The 17350-nt window shown below is 68.1% G+C and carries 15 protein-coding genes; 10 read left to right on the forward strand and 5 right to left on the reverse strand.

The window, feature by feature from the left end:
- Positions 1-16: 16 nt before the first annotated feature.
- The 5 genes from J0J10_RS25495 to J0J10_RS25515 form a co-directional block, all read right to left on the reverse strand.
- Positions 17-1192: an ABC transporter substrate-binding protein gene (locus tag J0J10_RS25495; protein WP_291650250.1), complete on the reverse strand. Its 1176-nt coding sequence runs from the start codon at positions 1190-1192 to the stop codon at positions 17-19.
- A 55-nt stretch (positions 1193-1247) separates the two neighbouring features.
- Positions 1248-1937 carry a 4-carboxy-4-hydroxy-2-oxoadipate aldolase/oxaloacetate decarboxylase gene (locus J0J10_RS25500; protein WP_291650252.1) on the reverse strand — a complete coding sequence of 230 codons (690 nt, stop codon included), beginning with the start codon at positions 1935-1937 and terminating at the stop codon, positions 1248-1250.
- Positions 1934-2659, reverse strand: a complete 726-nt coding sequence (locus J0J10_RS25505) for a PIG-L deacetylase family protein (protein ID WP_291650254.1) — start codon at positions 2657-2659, stop codon at positions 1934-1936. Before J0J10_RS25505 ends, J0J10_RS25500 begins: the two co-directional genes overlap by 4 nt.
- A 26-nt stretch (positions 2660-2685) precedes the next feature.
- A complete protein-coding gene (locus J0J10_RS25510; protein ID WP_291650255.1) occupies positions 2686-3768 on the reverse strand; it encodes a 4-oxalomesaconate tautomerase in 1083 nt (360 codons plus the stop codon).
- A 132-nt stretch (positions 3769-3900) separates the two neighbouring features.
- Positions 3901-4806, reverse strand: a complete 906-nt coding sequence (locus J0J10_RS25515) for a LysR family transcriptional regulator (protein WP_291650257.1) — start codon at positions 4804-4806, stop codon at positions 3901-3903.
- Positions 4807-4963: 157 nt separating this feature from the next.
- Between J0J10_RS25515 and J0J10_RS25520 the strand changes: the two genes are divergently transcribed.
- The 10 genes from J0J10_RS25520 to J0J10_RS25565 all read left to right on the forward strand — a co-directional run.
- Positions 4964-5887, forward strand: a complete 924-nt coding sequence (locus J0J10_RS25520; protein WP_291650259.1) for an NAD(P)-dependent oxidoreductase — start codon at positions 4964-4966, stop codon at positions 5885-5887.
- 186 nt (positions 5888-6073) lie between these two features.
- Entirely contained in the window at positions 6074-7198 is a 1125-nt protein-coding gene (locus J0J10_RS25525) for a metallophosphoesterase family protein (RefSeq protein WP_291650261.1), read from the forward strand.
- On the forward strand, positions 7195-9825 hold the full coding sequence (locus J0J10_RS25530) for an AAA family ATPase (RefSeq protein WP_291650263.1): 2631 nt from the start codon (positions 7195-7197) through the stop codon (positions 9823-9825). The genes J0J10_RS25525 and J0J10_RS25530 overlap by 4 nt, the downstream gene beginning before the upstream one ends.
- A gap of 444 nt (positions 9826-10269) precedes the next feature.
- Positions 10270-12534, forward strand: a complete 2265-nt coding sequence (locus J0J10_RS25535) for a TonB-dependent receptor family protein (protein WP_291650265.1) — start codon at positions 10270-10272, stop codon at positions 12532-12534.
- A 57-nt stretch (positions 12535-12591) separates the two neighbouring features.
- On the forward strand, positions 12592-13557 hold the full coding sequence (locus J0J10_RS25540) for an ABC transporter substrate-binding protein (protein ID WP_291650267.1): 966 nt from the start codon (positions 12592-12594) through the stop codon (positions 13555-13557).
- Between the two features lie 4 nt (positions 13558-13561).
- The gene (locus J0J10_RS25545; protein ID WP_291650269.1) at positions 13562-14371 is read left to right on the forward strand and encodes an ABC transporter permease; all 810 of its coding nucleotides are present in this window, start codon (positions 13562-13564) and stop codon (positions 14369-14371) included.
- Entirely contained in the window at positions 14368-15108 is a 741-nt protein-coding gene (locus J0J10_RS25550) for an ABC transporter ATP-binding protein (protein WP_291650271.1), read from the forward strand. Before J0J10_RS25545 ends, J0J10_RS25550 begins: the two co-directional genes overlap by 4 nt.
- The gene (locus J0J10_RS25555; protein ID WP_291650273.1) at positions 15105-16316 is read left to right on the forward strand and encodes an NnrS family protein; all 1212 of its coding nucleotides are present in this window, start codon (positions 15105-15107) and stop codon (positions 16314-16316) included. Before J0J10_RS25550 ends, J0J10_RS25555 begins: the two co-directional genes overlap by 4 nt.
- A gap of 268 nt (positions 16317-16584) precedes the next feature.
- Positions 16585-16959 carry a hypothetical protein gene (locus J0J10_RS25560; RefSeq protein ID WP_291650276.1) on the forward strand — a complete coding sequence of 125 codons (375 nt, stop codon included), beginning with the start codon at positions 16585-16587 and terminating at the stop codon, positions 16957-16959.
- Positions 16960-17139: 180 nt separating this feature from the next.
- Positions 17140-17350: transposase (locus J0J10_RS25565; RefSeq protein ID WP_291650278.1), on the forward strand; the 211-nt coding region annotated here is incomplete at its 3' end.

Below are 17350 nucleotides of genomic sequence, written 5' to 3' on the forward strand. Positions count from 1 at the left end.
GCCGGATCGCCAGCCGTCACTTGCGGGCCTTCACCGGGTCCTTGACGTCCTTGATCGTCGCGAACTCGACATTGTGGAGCTCGGATCCGACCTTCTCGGTCTTGCGGACATAGATGTTCTGGATGATGTCGCGGGTGTCCGGATCGATCTTCACCGGCCCGCGCACGCTCTCCCAGGAAGCGCCCTTCATCGCCGCGATCAGCTTGTCGCCATTCGCGTCGCCCTTGGTCGCCTCCAGCGCCTTGGCGATCAGCGCCATGCCGTCATAGCCGCCGACCGCCATGAAGTTCGGCCGCATACCGGGATTGGCCTTCTGGAAGGCCTCGACGAAGGCCTTGTTGGCCGGGCTGTCATGTGCAGCCGAATAATGATGCGTGGTGATGGCGCCGAGCGCGACGTCGCCGATGCCCTGGAGGATGTCGTCATCGACCACGTCGCCGGGGCCGATCAGCTTGATGCCGGCCTTGTCGAGGCCGCGCTCGACGAACTGCTTCATGAACTGCGCGCCGACGCCGGAGGGCACGAAGACGAAGAGCGCGTCGGGCTTGGCTTCCGAGACTCGCTGCAGGAAAGGCGCGAAGTCGGGACCGCGCAGCGGGACGCGCACGCTCTCGACCGTGCCGCCGGCCGCCTTGAACTTGTTGGCGAAGGAGGTTTCGGCGTCGATGCCCGGCCCGTAATCGGTGACGACCGTGAAGACCTTCTTGATGCCGTTCGCCCAGGCCCAGTCGGCCATCGGCTCGGAGGCCTGCGGCAGGGTGAAGGAGGTGCGCGCGATATAGGGCGAGGCCTCGGTGATCGTAGCGGTCGCCGCCGCCATCACGATCTGGGGCACTTTCGCCTGCGTCGCGATCTGCGCGGTGGCCATGGCGAGCGGGGTCAGGCCGAAGCCGGCCAGCACCGAGACCTTGTCGTTGACGACGAGTTCCTGCGCGAGGCGGCGCGTCGCGTCGGCATTGCCCGCATCGTCCTTGAGGATCACTTCGAGCTTCCGCCCGCCATGGACGGCGCCCTCCTTGGCGAGGAAGAGCTTCACCGCCGCGTCGATCTGCCGGCCGGTCGAGGCGAAGGGCCCCGTCATCGGCAGGATGAGGCCGATCTTCAGCGCCTCCTGCGCCAGTGCCGCGCTGCTGACCGACGCGGCCAGCGCCAAGCCGAGCACCCCTTTGAGAACAGTCCTGCGATGCGTCATATCGTTCCTCCCCGAGAGTTCTGGCCGATCCCCGTTTTTGGGGTTGATCTTGTGCTCAGTCGTCTTCGTCGTCGCGATAGACGAGGCCCGCCTTGGCGAGGCCCTCGCGCATAGCGTACATGTCGAGGCCGAGTTCGCCAGAGGCCAGACGCCTGCGCTTCTCTTCCTCGCCGGCCTCGCGCTTGCGCCCAGCCGCCGCGACCGAAGCCGCTTCGAGCCGCGGCACCACGACAACCCCGTCATCATCGGCGACGACGACGTCGCCAGGGTTGACCAGCGCCCCGGCGCAGACCACCGGCACGTTGACGCTACCCAGAGTCGCCTTGACCGTGCCCTTGGCCGAGATCGCCCGCGACCAGACCGGAAAACCCATCCGGGTCAGCGCGCGCACATCCCTCACCCCGGCATCGATGACCAGGCCGGTGCCGCCGCGCGCCATCAGCGAGGTCGCGAGCAGGTCGCCGAACATGCCGTCGGTGTTGTCGGCCGTGCAGGCGACGACGAGGACGTCGCCGGGCTTCACCTGCTCGATCGCGACATGGATCATCCAGTTGTCGCCGGGCTGGGCCAGCACGGTGACCGCGCTGCCGGCGATCTGCGCGCCCGCATAGATCGGCCGCATATAGGGCTTCATCAGCCCGCTGCGCCCCATCGCCTCATGCGTGGTCGAGACGCCGAGCTCCGCTAGCGCGGCAATGTCGGCGGCTGCGGCGCGCTTGTTCGTCCTGACGACCACAGGCTTCATGCCAGCGTCTCCAGCGCTTCCGGGAAGAGGCGCTGATAGGCCTCGCCATAGGTCATCGCTTTGCCGGAATTGCGCCCGCCCTGCATGCCGCGGTTCAGCGCGACGCGGCTGTAATATTCCCAGAGATGCTTCTGGGCGGCCAAAATCTCGAAGGCCTGACGCTTCACCTCCCAGACCTCGTCGATGTTGAGGATGACATTCGGCTTGAAATTGCACTGCTCGGGCTGATGCGGCTCGAACAGGAAGAGCGGCGGCGCCGCATAGGCGCGGTTCGGATCGGGCTTGTGGCCGGCCGCCTGGGCGATGATGCGCGCCTCCTGGGCGAAACGCGTCGCCTCGGGATGGTCGACATTATAGGGGTCTTCGAGCGCGTGGGTCAGCACGAAGCTCGGATTGAGTTCGTGGAAGATGTCGATCGCGCGCTCCAGCATCGGCTCGGTCGTGCGCAACGGGTAGTCGCCGGCGTCCATGAACTCGATCTCGGCGCCCAAAAGCGCGGCGGCGGCTTCAGCCTCGTCGCGGCGCTGCGCCTTGACCTCCTCCATCTTCACGCCGGCCTTCTTCCAGGCGAACTGGCTCTCGCCGCGCTCGCCATAGGACAGGCAGAGTATCTTGACGCGAAGGCCCCGCCTTACGTGCAGGGCGATGGCGCCGCCGGCCCGCCAGACGAAATCGCCGGGATGGGCGGTGACGACCAGACCTGTCTTCTGCGGGCTCGGCATCGAACGAAAATCCTCTTCTCAGGACGTCAGGAGCCCGGCCGCGGTGCCACGAAGGCCTGGCCGTCCATCAGGATGCGGGCGGTGCGCAACAGCCCGGCACGTTCGATCACCGGATGCTCGGGCGTACCGCCGACCGTCAGGCGCACGGTGAACTCGCCGGTCGGATGCTCGACTGAGAGCGAACGCTCCCGCCCGGAAGGCATCACCGCGACGGAGGCGGCAGGCGTGCCGGACAAGGCCGCGGCGGTCGCCACCGTGACCGCGGCGAAGACGCCGATCGAGGCGTGGCATTCATGCGGAATGAAGCTGCGCGTCGCGATCGAGCCGCCCGCCCGCGGCGGCGCGACAAGCGCGATCTTGGGCACGACCTTGGCGGAGACATCGCCGAGATTCATCAAGGGGCCGGCCGCCAGCCTGATGCGCTCGATGCGCGCCTTGAGCTCGCGGTCCTTGTCGAGCTCCTCGCGCGGCTCATGGCCGGTGCGGCCGAGATCGGCGGCGCGCATCACGATGACCGGCATGCCGTTGTCGATCAGCGTGACCTCGACGCCGTCGACGATGTCGACCGTATTGCCGGTCGGCAGCAGCGCGCCACAGACCGAGCCTTCGGTTCCAAGGAAGCTGATGTCGATCGGCGCGGACGTGCCGGGCACGCCGTCGATCCGCGCCTCCCCGATAACGCCCGCCTGCCCGTCGCCGGTCTGCATTTCGAGATCGGCGATCGTGCCGGTGTTCAGCGTGCGGACGCGCACCGTGGTCGTAGCACCGGTCGCCGGGACGAGGCCGCGCGCCAGGGCGAAGGGGCCGATGCCGGCGAGGATGTTGCCGCAATTCGGGGTCGTGTCGACGCTGGCGGTCTCGACCCCGACCTGGGCGAAGAGGAAATCGATGTCGCAGTCCGGCTCGGTCGAGCGCGAGACGATGGCAACCTTGCTGGTCAGCGGATGGGCACCGCCGAGCCCGTCGATCTGGCGCTTATCGGGCGAGCCCATCACCGCGAGCAGGAGAGCATCGCGCTCGGCCCTATCCGCGGGCAGGTCCTGGCTGAGGAAATAGGCGCCTTTCGACGTGCCCCCGCGGATCAGCATGCAGGGGATCGCGGTCTGCATCGGCTGTCGGCCTCCCAGCGGAATCCCGGCGCCGACGATCAGGCGCTCTGCTCGCTGCAACCATGGCGGCCGATGATTGCTTATTCAAATGACAAGAATGCAGCGTTTCATGCACAACTCTCAGCAATTTTCTCAGCTCGTCAGGCGCTCCCTTTTCAGCGCGTCGACGACCAGCGAGAGCAGTTCGCGCGCGGCGGGCTTCAGCGCCACGCCTTTGCGCGTGATGATCCCGAGCGTGCGCGTCACCGTCGGCGAACGCAGCGGAATCGCTGCCAGTTCCCCGGAGGCGGCCAGATCGAGCGCCAGCTGCGGCAGGATCGTGCAGCCGAGGCCGGCACGCACGAAGCTCACGGCGGTCGCGACACGCTGGACCTCGTAGCGCCAGGCCAGCGTCTCGCGGCGCGCGCCGAGCGCATCGTCGATCAGGATGCGGTTGCCGGTCTCGGCGCTGATGCGCACCAGCGGCAGGCCCTCGAGCTGGGCCCAGCTCAGCGAGGACGCCGCCGCGAGCGGCGAGTGGCGCGGGCAGACCAGCACGAAGGGTTCCTTGACCACCGGCTTCAGCTCGAGGTCCCAGCGATTGGCGGCGACGATGGTGATGCCGAACTCGGCCTCGCCGGACTGGACCTTGTCGGCGATCTCCGAGGCGGAGTTGTCGTGCACCCTGACGCGGATATCGGGATGGCGGCGCGCGAACGCCGCGATCACATCCGGCATGCTGCACATCGCGATGGTCGGCAGGCAGCCGACCTCGATGCTCTCGCTGATCTCCTCTGCGTCGAGCCGGAGCTCGTCCAGGGAGGAGCCGAGCTCCTCGAAGACCCTGCGCGCCTTGGGCAGGAGGGCCGTGCCGGCCTTGGTCAGCGAAACCTGGCGCGTGGTCCGCTGCAGAAGCTGGATGCCGAGGCCATCCTCCAGCTTGCGGATGCGGTGGCTCAGCGCCGTCTGCGACAGGTTGAGATGGGAGGCGGCAGCATGAAAGCTGCCGCGCTCGGCAATGCTGACGAAGGCCTGCAGGCCAAGCACGTCGATCCTCACCGCCCACCCTTCTCTGCGCTTCGTCGGTTCTGATGCAAGATTTTCATCAAACCCGCCATTGTTCAAATTTGTCTTCGTGAGCGCGCGGCGGCAGCCTGAGCGCCGGCCCGGCCTGCCGCGCCGCCCGGCTCCGCCGGTCTTCCGAAAGGCATGAACGATGAGCCAATCCGCCCCCCCACGCGCCAATCAGCCTCGGCTCTGCTTCATCGGCTTCGGCGAGGCGGGGCAGGCGCTCGCCGGCGGGCTGCGCGAGGCCGGCATCGCCGAGATCGCCGCCTTCGACATCGCCGGCGGGGAACCGCGGGTCCACGAGCCGGCGACGCGGCTCGGCGTGCGTCTGGCGGCCAGCCTCGGCGAGGCATTGGCCGGCGCGGATTTCGTCTTTTCGGCAGTGACGGCGGCATCGAGCGTCGCGGCAGCTCGACAGGCGGCCGGCCATCTCGCTCCCGGCCAGCTCTTCGTCGACGTGAACTCGGTTTCGCCCGGCAGAAAACGCGAGGCGGCAGCGCTTTTCAGCGGCGACAGTGCCTATCTCGACCTCGCCATCATGGCGCCGGTCCACCCCAGGCGCCATGCCACGCCCTGTCTCGTCGCCGGCGAGGCCGGCCAGCGCTTCATCGAGAGCTTCGCCGCATTCGGCATGAAGCTGACCCTGGCGGGGCCTGAGATCGGCGCGGCGACGACCGTCAAGATGGTCCGCAGCGTCATGGTCAAGGGGCTGGAGGCGCTGAGCTATGAATGCTTCATGGCAGCGCGCCGCGCCGGCGTGCAGGACGAGATCCTGGCCTCGCTCGGGGCGAGCTATCCCGGCTTCGACTGGCCCCGGCAGGTTCCCTACAATGTCAGCCGCATGCTGCAGCACGGCGTAAGGCGCGCCGCCGAAATGCGGGAGGTCGCGCTGACCTTGCGCGAACTCGGGCTCGACCCCGCCGTGACCGAGGGTGTCGTCGCCCAGCAGGAGCGGCTCGGCCGGCTCGGCCTGCGCCTGGAGCCGGAGGAGGGCTTCGCCATTCTCGGCGCGGTCGATGCCGCGTTTGAGGGCGAAGCGGAGAGGACAGGCCCGGCGAGCGGTGAGACATAGATTCCGCTGACCATCGCAACCCTCTGTAAAATCAACCGAAGATCGATCGGCTGAAGAACTCTCCATCGGCAGGCGTTCCGGCCGCCTGTGCCCGGTGCCCCCGACGCGGGACCAGCGAAATCGACGCGCGCACCTGTCGCCTTGACGAATCCCGCCGCAGGCTGACTTCATCCGGCCAGAGGCATGATGTTCCGTTTCATCCACTCATCGGACCTGCATATCGGCAAGCGCTTCGGCAACATGCCGGAGGAGCTGCGCGGCCGGCTGCGCGATGCCCGCCACACCGTGCTCGACCGGCTCGCCGAGCAGGCGCGCATAGCCGGCGCCGGCACGATCCTGCTGGCGGGCGACTGCTTCGACACGGAGACGCCAAGCCCGGCCATGCTGCGCCAGGCGCTCGCCGCCATGGCCGGCCATGCCGGCCTGCGCTGGGTGATGCTGCCGGGCAATCACGATTCCCTGCTCGCCGACGAGCTATGGGCCGCCGCCAGCGCCGCCTTGCCGGGCAATGTCGTGCTGGCGACCGAGCCGGGGCCGATCCTGCTGGAACCCGGTATCGCGCTGCTGCCCGCTCCCTGCACCACGCGCCGCCCCGGCCGCGACCTGACCGAATGGATGGACCGGGCGGCGACGCCCGAAGGCGCGCTCCGGATCGGCCTCGCCCATGGCGCGATCCAGAGCTTCTCCGAGGACGGTTCCGGCCTCGACATCATCGCGCCCGACCGTGCCTCCCGCGCCGGGCTCGACTATCTCGCGCTCGGCGACTGGCACGGCCAGATGGCGGTCAATACCCGCAGCTGGTACAGCGGCACGCCCGAGCCCGACCGTTTCAAGCATGACGAGCCCGGGCGGGCGCTGCTGGTCGCCCTGCCCGGCCCCGGCGCTCTGCCCGAGGTCGCGCCCGTCGAGACCGGCAGCTTCGCCTGGCGCAGCCTTTTCCTGGAACTGCTCTCGGGCGACGATGCCGCCGCCGCGCTCGCCGCCGAGCTTCCCGCCGGAGCGGCCCGCCGCCAGACGCTGCTGCGCGTCGTCGCCTCCGGCCGTCTGCGCCCGGCGGCGCGGATGGCGCTCGAAGCCGGCATCGCCGCCGTGGCGCCGGAATTTGCCGATCTGCAGCTCGACAGCGAAGCGCTCGCGGCCGATTGCGAGCATACCGATCTCGACGCGATCGACCGGGCCGGCGCCCTGCGCCAGGCGGCCGAGCTGCTGCTCGCCGAGAGCCACGACGAGAATCGCCCGGAGGCCGAGCGCGAGATCGCAGGCGAGGCGCTGGTCCGGCTGTTCTCCTATTGCGACGCGATGCAGCCATGAAGCTCAAGGCGCTGCGCCTGCACAATGTCCGACGCTTCGCCGGCACCGGCGTCGCCGTCGAAGGCATAGGCGACGGCGTCAACGTGCTCTGCGCCGTCAACGAGTTCGGCAAGTCGACCTGCTTCGACGCGCTGCACGCCCTGTTCTTCCAGCCTTATAGCGGCACGCCCGGGGCGGTGCAGGCGCTGCGGCCCTATAGCGGCGGAAGCCCCCTGGTCGAGGCCGATATCGCGACGCCCGAGGGGGCATTCCGCCTGACCAAGCAGTTCTATGGCGGCAAGCGGGCGATGGTGCGCGAGCTTTCTAGCGGCCGCCTGATCGCTCAGGCCGACGAGGCGGAAAAATTCATCGGCGCTCTGGTGCAGGGCGGCACCACCGGCCCCGCCGGGCTGCTCTGGGTGCGCCAGGGCATTACCGGCATCGAGCGGCGCGCCAAGAGCGAGGAAGAGAGCGAGAAGCGGGCGCGCGAATCCGTGCTGGTCTCGGTGCAGGGCGAGGTCGAATCCCTGACCGGCGGCCGGCGCATGGCGCAGGCCGTCGCCGCCTGCGATGAGGAACTCTCGCGGCTCGTCACCGCGACGCGACGGCCAAAGGCCGGCGGCCCCTACGCCCTCGCCTTGGAGGAACGCGACCGCCTCGCCGAAACAGAGCGCAAGCTGGCGGCGGAAGTCGCCGAACTGCGCGCGGCGCTGGACCGGCGCCGCAGCATTCGCAACCGGCTGGACGAACTCGAGGATCGCGAGACGGAGAATGCCCGGCGCAGCGCCCTGGCGCAGGCCGAGAAGGACCTCGCCACCGCCAAGACCCAGGGCGAGGCGCTGAGGACCGCCGAGGCGCAGGCCGCGCTGGCCCGCAGCCAGCATGATGCGGCCGGCCAGGCGCTCTCGACCTATCGGCGCAGCCTGGCGCGCCTTGCCGAGTTGCAGGCGCTCGAAAGCGAAGGCACGGGCAGGCGCGACGAGGCGCTGGCCCGGCAACGAACCGCGGCGGAGGCAAGCCGGACAGCGACTGCCGCGGTCGAGACCGCCGAAAGCGAGGAAAGGCAGGCCCGCGACCTACTCGCCCGACTCGACAAGGCGCTGCGCGCCCGGGACGCGGCCGAGCGCCTGTCCGGCCTGCGCGAGGCCCATGCCGGCGCCGAGGCCGAGCGCGGCGCGATCGAAGCCGCCGAGGCCGAGATCAGGGCGCTCGCTTTGCCCGCGGCCGGCCTGCGGCAGCTCGAGGCCCTCGAAACCGAACTCGTCGGGCTGCGCGCCGTCGTCGCCGCACGGATGCCGCTGCTGCGCATCGACTATCGCGACGGCGTCAAGGCCGCCCTCAGTATCGCGGGTACGGCGCTGAGCGATGGCGAAGAGAAGGCCCTGACCGGCAGCACAACACTGGACATCGCCGAGATCGGCAGGATCACGCTGACCCTGCCGCAGGGCCAGGACGGGCAGGCAGAGCTCGCCCAGGCCGAGGCTCGGCGGCAGAAAGCGTTGAAGGCGCTCGGCATCGCCAGCCTCGCGGAAGGCCGCCAGCGCGAAGGCAAGCTTCGCGAGCTGGAGACCGCGCTGCGACTCGGCCAGCAGCGCCTTGCCCTGCTCGCACCGCAAGGCCTGGCGGCGCTGCAGGAGAGCATCGCCCGGCTGGAGGCCCAGCGCGGCGAGGCCATCGAGGTCAAGGCCGATCCGGAAGCGGCGCGCCTTGCTCTCGAAGCCGCCGAGGCCCGCGTCACCGCATCGCGCAATGCGGTGCGGGAGGCTCAGCCGCAGCGCGAGGCCGCCGACGCCGCCATCCTCGCAGCCGAGCGGTCTCTCGCGACGATCGCCTCCGAGCGTACCGGGCTCACGGCCCTGCTCGGTGCCGAGGACGGCCGCGCCGCCTATGCCACCGGGCTCGAAGCCGCGTTCGCGTTGGCGGAAGCCGAGCTGGCAGCGGCCTCGGAACGCGTCGAGAGCCTGCGCGCCAGCGCGATCGACCTTGCCGGCGCCGAGGCGAAGCTGCGGCGGATGCGCTCGATCGTCGACTCCACCGCGAACGAGATCGCGAAACTGCGGGAGGATGCCGCCGAGCTCAATGGCCAGATCCGCGCCCGCGCCGATGCCGCCGTCGAGGAGGCCTGGCAGGAAACCAGCGAGAAGCTGGCAGCGGCCGAGAAGCGCCGCGCCGGGCTGGAACGCGAGGTCGCCCTGCTCTCGCGCCTGCGCGACGCGCTGGAAGCGGCCCGCACCACGGCGCGCGACCATTATTTCCGCCCGGTGATGGCCGAGCTGAAGCCCCTGCTCGGCCTGCTCTTCGAGGATGCCTCGGTCACCTTCGACGAGGACACCCTGCTGCCGCGCACCGTCCGCCGCAATGGCCTCGAGGAGCCGGTCGGCGTGCTCAGCGGCGGCATGCGCGAGCAGCTCGCGGTGCTTACCCGCCTCGCCTTCGCCCGGCTGCTGGCCAAGGATGGCCAGCCGGCACCGGTCATCCTCGACGACGCGCTGGTCTATTCCGACGACGACCGCATCGAGCGGATGTTCGACGCCCTGCACCGGCAGGCCAGTGACCAGCAGATCATCGTCTTCTCCTGCCGGCAGCGCGCCTTCTCCCAGCTCGGCGGCAACATCCTGCGGATGAAGCCCTGGAGCCCGGAGACATGAGGCAACGCGCACTCGGCGAGGACGTCACCGCTCGCGGCCGGTCGTCTATCGGCTGACAGGTTCGGCCTTTCGCCTGTCTCTTGGCCGCTAGGCAATTGAAGATAATCGGCGATTCTACCTAGCAACAAACTCGCCTGAATAGCAATTATTACGAATAAATTTCGATATTAGAATAGTTCAAGATCAGATTTTGTAGAACAGATTTCAGATCTATATTTGAATAATTACAATCTATACATTTTCTATCTGTTTGCGACGGATCAAATTCAGTGACGAGGAGTGAATCTATAAATTCACGATAGAATTTCCGTTGACAAAATCGCTGCCTTTGTCCCAGAAAAGAAACATCTGAAATTCATGTTTACCCCGTCCCGCAACGGAGCGCCAGCCAGCGCCGCCGGCCGATGCTGCACGCCCGTTCGAGACACGCCGACGAGAGCCGACATGACCGAGAAGACCTCAGGCCCCGCCCCAGTCGCTGGCAAGCGCGCTCGCTGCGTGCACCGGCTCATGCTGGCGACGCTGCTCGCCTCGGTGTCTGGCCAGGCCTGCCTTGCCCAGTCCGCCTCGCCAGGGTCGACGATCAGCCTCGACACGATCGTCGTCGAGGGGACTGCCAACGGCGTTCCCAGCTTCGTACGCGAGCGCTTCTTCGCCACGGCCGGCGGCGCGACGTTGCTGACGGAAGACGACATCCCGCAAACTGGGAACCCGACCCTGGCGCAGGCGCTGCAGAACGCGCCGGGCGTCGTCGTCCAGCAGTTCTTCGGCGGCAACGACCAGCCGCGCATCCAGATCCGCGGTTCCGGCCTGCAGCAGAACCCGGTCGAGCGTGGCATCCTGGTCCTGCGCGACGGGCTGCCGCTCAACCGGGCCGACGGCTCCTATATCGTCGGCCTGGCCAATCCCGGCCAGGCGCAGTCGATCGAAGTCTATCGTGGCCAGACCGCACACCGGCTCGGCGCGACCGTGCTCGGCGGCGCGCTGAACTTCGTTTCCCCGACCGGCAGCAATGCACCGGGCTCGAAGGTGCAGATTTCCGGCGGCAGCTTCGGCCAGTTCAATGCCTCCGGCCAGACCGGCTTCGCCAAGGACGGCGTCGACGGGTTGCTCCAGGCCGATATCAGCCGCTCGGACGGCTACCGCACCTACAACGACTCGCAGCGCATCAGCGCGAGCGCCAATGTCGGTATCGCCCTGAGCGAGACCATCAAGACTCGCTTTTTCGTCGGCTATACCGATCTTGGCTTCGACGTTTCGGGCCCGCTGACCAAGCAGGGCCTGCGCCTCGATCCAAAGCAGGTCCATGGCGGTCCGCGCGTCGTCGGCGGCGTGGCGGTCGATCCCGGCCCGAATGTGCTGCGCGACCGGCCGCGGCGCGAAGCCAAGCAGTTCTTCATCGGCAACCGCACCACTGCCGAATACGGGCCGCATCTTATCGATCTCGGCCTGGGCTATACCTATACCGACGACATGTTCCGCTTCCCGATGTCATCGGGCGTGCGCGTCACGAAGGGCGGCGATCTCACTGCGGTCGCCCGCTATGCCTACAAACCGGTCGAGAGCGCGGCGCTGCCGCTGTTCGAGACCACGGCGCAATATGTGGTCGGCTCAGCGAAACGCGAGAACTATCTGAACCAGGACGGCGTGACGGGAGCCCTGTTCGGGCAGAGCGATCTCGATGCCAGCACGCTCTCGCTCTATGCCGGGGCCAATATCCCGGTCTGGCAGAACATCACTGTCTCTCCGGCGCTCTCCTATGCCTATGCGACGCGCGACAACAGCGACACCTACCCTTACGCTCGGCGTCCGACGAACGCCTACAACCCGGCCTCGCCCTATAGATTGCTGCCCAACGGCTCGGTGCCGACGCAGAGCACGACCTATTCGCGCAGCTATGCCGGCTGGAGTCCGAGCCTCAGCGCCAGCTGGCGCCCCGACACCAACCAGATCCTCTATGCGGCGGTCTCGCGCAGCTTCGAGCCGCCGACCCATGACGATCTGCTGGCGACGGTGAACGGCACGCCCAACAGCAGCCCCGGCCGCCCGAATCCGGCGGCGCCGACGGCGGCGGCCGCCGCCTTCTCGACGCCCGACCTCAAGGCGCAGACCGCGACGACTCTGGAGGGCGGCTGGCGCGGCCGCCATGGCAGCTTCTCCTGGGACGGCGTCGTCTATTATTCCTGGGTCGACAAGGAGCTGCTCAGCCTGCGCGATGCCACCGGCGCCTCGCTCGGCGCGGTCAACGCCGACAAGACCCGGCATTTCGGCGTCGAGCTCGGCCTTGGCGCGCAGATCTTCGAGCGGCTGACCGGGCGCCTCGCCTACACCTATCAGGATTTCCGCTTCGTCGACGATCCCGTGCGCGGCGACAATCGCATCGCCGGCGCGCCCCGCCACGTCATCCACGCCACGCTGCAATACCAGGCAACCGAAGCCTGGATGCTGCAGGCGGCGCTGCGCTGGAATCCGGAGAAGACCCCGGTCGACAACATGAACACGCTCTATGCCGACCCCTATGCGCTCTTCGACCTGCGCACCGAATACAAGCTCAATGAGCGCCTCACGATGTTCGGCGAGGTCACCAATCTCTTCGACAAGACCTATGCCGCCTCGACGCTGATCGTCGACCAGGCTCGTGCCGATCAGGCCGCCTTTCTGCCGGGAACCGGCCGTGCCTTCTATGCCGGTCTGAAGGCGACCTTCTGAACTTTGGACCATTCAGAACGCGCGGCAGCCGGTTTGGCCCGCGCCAAGGAGGGCATCATGCTCGACCGCCGCCATTTCCTCGCCGCCGCCGCGGCCAGCCTTGCCATGCCGCATGTCGCGCGCGCAGCGGAGCCGCTGCTGCTCTGGGGGCCGCCGGCCACGCCCGGCCTGCTGCTGGTCGCCGCAGCGCGCGAGGCGGCGCTGAAGGCGCTTCCGATGCCGGTCGAGGTCAGGATCTGGCGCACGCCGGACGAGATGCGGGCGGGCCTGTCCTCCGGCACGATGAAGGCGGTGGTGATGCCGAGTTATGCCGCAGCCAATCTCCATAATCGCGGCCTCGGCCTGAAGCTGGTCAACATCCTGACCCAGGGGCTGCTCAGCGTCGTCGCGCCCGCCGGCACGGTGAAGACCCTGGCGGATCTCAAGGGCAAGCGCGTCGTCGTGCCGTTCAAGAACGACATGCCGGACTTCATCTTCCGGCGCCTGCTCGCCTTCAGCCAGATCACGCCCGACGCACTGAGCATCGACTATTCCGGCACGCCGCCCGAGGCGGTGCAGCTCCTGCTCGCCGGCCGTGCCGATGCGGCACTGCTTTCCGAGCCGGCCTCGGCCGGCGCGCTCCTGCTCGCCGGCCTGCGTGGCAAGGAGCTGGAGCGTGCCATCGACACGCGCCTAGCATGGCAGAAGGCGACCGGGGCCGCGAGCCTGCCGCAAGCGGGGCTCGCGATCAGCGATCCGCTCGGCCGTGAGCTCGGCGAGGCCGGCATCCGAACCTTGCAGCAGGGGATGGAGGCCGCGCTCGCCGCCGTGCTGGCCGATCCCTCGGCCGTCGCCTCGGACGCCGCAACGCTGTTCCAGCTGCCGGGCCCGGTGCTGGCCCGCGCCGTGCCCTTCAGCAATCTCGTCGTTCAACCCGCCTCCGCGGCGCGCCCCGATCTGGAGAAGCTGTTCGCGGCGCTGGCCGAGGGCGATCCGCGCATCATCGGTGGCAAACTGCCGGGCGACGGCTTCTACGCCCTCTGACCACATGGCTGCCATTCTCGCCTTCCTCGGCTGGCTCGGCCGCTATCTCTGGTCGGCCTGGGCGGGTGCCGCCGGGCTGTTCTGCCTCGCCGCCGCCTGGCAGGCGGGACATGAGCTCTACGGTTCGTTCGTGCTGCCATCGCCGCTGGAAACCGGGCAAGAGGTCGCCAGGTTGATCGGCGAGCCCGATTTCCGCGTCGCGGCGCTGGAGACGGCACAGCGCTCCGGCCTCGGCTTCCTGCTTTCGGTCGCGGTCGGCACGAGCGCCGGCATCGCAGCGGGCTATTCCTTCGCGGCGATGCGCTTGATGCGGCCGATCGTGACGGTGATCCTCGGCGTGCCGCCGATCGCCTGGATCGTGCTCGCCCTGATCTGGTTCGGCGCCAAGGGCGGGACTGCGGTGCTGACGGTGGTGGTCGCCTCGCTGCCGATCTCCTTCGCCGGCGGGCTGGAAGGCGTCGCGACGCGCGACCGGGCTCTCGAAGCCATGGCGAAGAGTTTTGGCGCCGGCCGTTTCATGCGGCTGCGTACGGTGACGGCGCCGCATCTCGTCTCCTATCTCTTTCCGGCCTGGACGACGACCGCCGGCTCGGCCTGGAAGGTCACGGTCATGGCGGAATTGCTCTCCAATGCCGGCGGGCTCGGGGGCGATCTCGCCAGCGCGCGGGCGCTGTTCGACATCCCGCGCGTCACCGCACTGGTGCTCGCCGTCGTCGGCTTTGCGCTCTTCACCGAATATGTGCTGATCCAGCCTTTGCGCGACCGGCTCGAGCAATGGCGCGAGGCCGGGCGGCCCTGGGGTGTGAAGCGATGAGGCTCGCACTCGAACGCATCGGCCATGCCTTTCTCGGCCGCGCGGTCTTTGAGAATCTGACGCTCCGCCTCGACGCAGGCGAGGTGCTGGCGCTGGTCGGCCCCTCCGGCTGCGGCAAGACCACGGCGCTGCAGATTGCGGCAGGGCTGGTCGATCCGCTGCGCGGACGGGTGCGGCGCGAGTATCGGCGCCATGCGGTGGTCTTCCAGGAGCCGCGCCTGCTGCCCTGGCAGCGCACGCGCGACAACATCGCCTACGGGCTCGCGGCGCGCGGAATCGGCCGCGAGGAGCGTCACGCTATCGCCGCCGCACGGGCCGCCGAGGTCGGTCTGCACCCGCGCGACCTCGACAAATATCCGGCCGAGCTCTCCGGTGGCATGCGCCAGCGGGCGGCGGTGGCCCGGGCGCTCGCCGTCGATCCGGAGGTGGTCTTCTTCGACGAGCCGTTCACGGCGGTCGATGTCGGCCTGCGGCGCGTCTTGCAGGATCTCGTCATCACCGCCTCGGCGCGCGAAAAATTCGCGGCTCTGTTCGTCACGCACGATCTCTCGGAGGCGGCGCGGCTGGCCCACCGCATCCTCGTCATGTCCGGCCGCGACGGCAGCATTCGCGTCGACCGAACGATCGCGGGCACGCCCGGCGCGCGCGACGACCGGGCGATCTTCGAGATGGTCCAGGGCTGGATGCACGAGGCGGCCTTCGCCGAGCTGTTCGACCCGGATCGGGACAGGGCATGAGCCAGCACAGCACCGACGCTGCCACGGGCATCCGCCATCCGCTGCTCGCCGAAGGGCTCAAGCTGTTCTTTCCGCTCGCAGCCGCCCATGCCGTGCTGCTGCCGCTGGCCTGGGTCGCGCTGTTCGGCCTCGGCCTGCCCTTCGCACGGGAGGTTCCGCCCGGGCAATGGCATGCCCATGAGATGATCTTCGGGACCTATGGCGCGGCGCTCGCCGGCTTCCTCGCCTCGGCCATGCCGGAATGGACGGATACCAAAGCGCGCAGCGGCAAAGCCCTGCTGCTGCTGGCCGGGTTCTGGCTGCCGGGCAGGCTGATCGGCCTTGTCGGCGCCGATGCGCTGATCATCATGGCCGCTGCGACCGATCTTGCCTTTCTCCTGCTGCTGCTCTTCTTCGTGGCCACGCCGCTGGTCGCGCGCCGCAGCACCCGCCATGGCTCCTTCGTGCTTTGGGTCGGTCTCTTCGCGCTGCTCGAACTTTCGATCCGTGCCGCCTGGCTGACCGGCGAGACGGCGCTGTCCGGGCGGCTGCTGCATGCGGCGCTCGCCGTGTTCCTGGTCTTCCTGTCGCTCGCCATCGCAAGGATCAATGTCGTGGTGGTCAACCATGCGCTCGATCCGAGCGGCGAGACGACGCCCTATCGCCCGCATCCCGGCCGCCAGAACCTGACGGCCGGCCTGGTTTCGCTCCAGCTCGCCGCGGCACTGCTCTGGCCGGATTCGGCTGTCCCGGCCTGGCTCGCTTTGGCGGCGGCCGCGGCCTTTTTCGACCGGCTGGCGGAGTGGTTCATCGGCCGCGCCGTGCTGCGGGCGGAAGTGTTGGCGCTGGCCGCCGCCAACGCCTATGGCGGGCTGGGTTTCCTGACGATCGGCCTTTCCGGCCTCGGCGCCCCGCTCTCGCCGACGACCGGGCTGCACCTGCTCTCGGTCAGTGCGCTCGGGCTGGCGGTGATGGCGGTCTTCGTCATCGCGGGCCTGCGCCATAGCGGTCGCGACCTCGTGCTTCCGGCCTCAGCGAAATATGCGCTGGCCGCGATGGCTGCCGCCGGCCTCGTCCGGACGCTGCCGGAACTCGGCATCGGTGCCGGCCTGGCGGGGCTGCACTACACCCTGGCTGCCATGCTCTGGTCGGCTGCCTTCGCGATCTGGCTGGTCGGCTTCTGGCCTATCCTCAATGCGGGGAAAGGCGAGGACAGCGGCTGCGGTTGAAGGACAACCAGGCGCGCGGCGCGACAGCCTGCAGCGTCACTCCGATTTGTTATCGCGCTTTTGATTTTCGCTTTAAATCAACCACTTAAGGAAGTGGCTGACGACACAGTCAGGATCGGACCGGTCTGGGGCTGTTTCCCTGAACAACAGGGAAAATACAGGGAATTTCGTCGAAACTGACAGGGAAACTCGATACCGGCTCGGAAATTACCTCGCCCGTTGATGCACTTACGAGCGAATTCCCTGGTGCGCAATCAGTGATTTTTTGATGCGCGATCAGGGAATTCTTACCCCGCATCAAGTCAAGATCACGCTGGGCGGGCAGCCCGAGCACGCTTTGACAGAAGGCGTTCGGCCCAGCACTTTCCTGTTCATGGATGCTCGCTCCGACCGTGACGCCTGGAACTCAGACAGGCTTTGGGCTGTCGAACAGATGAGCGGTCAGCATTGGCCGATCGAGCTTTGCATCGCGTGGGTCGCCGAACGATCTAAGGAAGAGGCAGTCGCCGCTTGGCTGTCGTTTCGCTTTGGTCGTGGGCCGAGCGACGCTTGGGCATCAGCTCAGCACACATTGGTATCTGACTTTGTTCAGCGCACCTGGCAGCCGAAGCCGCCGATACCAAAGGCGAACGGACGGCGCTGACAGATCTCACATGGAGAAACCTCAACCTGAGGTGGACGGGAACACATTTTGAAGCCCGCAGCGCGACAGGAATTCAGATGTTCCGTCACATCCGGTGTCCGCCGTCAGCGCCCTTGAGACGGTTTAGGGGTTTTCGGGAAGGGAGGATTTCTGGATCATCGCAGCCATTCAGGAGCGCAGATGAGACAGAACCGAAGGACCGCGGCAGCGAACTCCGGGCCGGAGAAAGCTCCGGCAGAGCGGGTCGTGAAGGATATCCGCCGAGCGACGCGGCGGCAGTTCTCGGCCGAAGAGAAAATCCGCATCGTGCTGGAAGGGGTGCGCGGCGAGGAGAGCATCGCCGAGCTATGCCGGCGCGAAGGCATCGCCTCGTCGATGTATTACGGCTGGT

The sequence above is a fragment of the Allobosea sp. genome, from assembly GCF_017308075.1.
Lineage (GTDB): Bacteria > Pseudomonadota > Alphaproteobacteria > Rhizobiales > Beijerinckiaceae > Allobosea.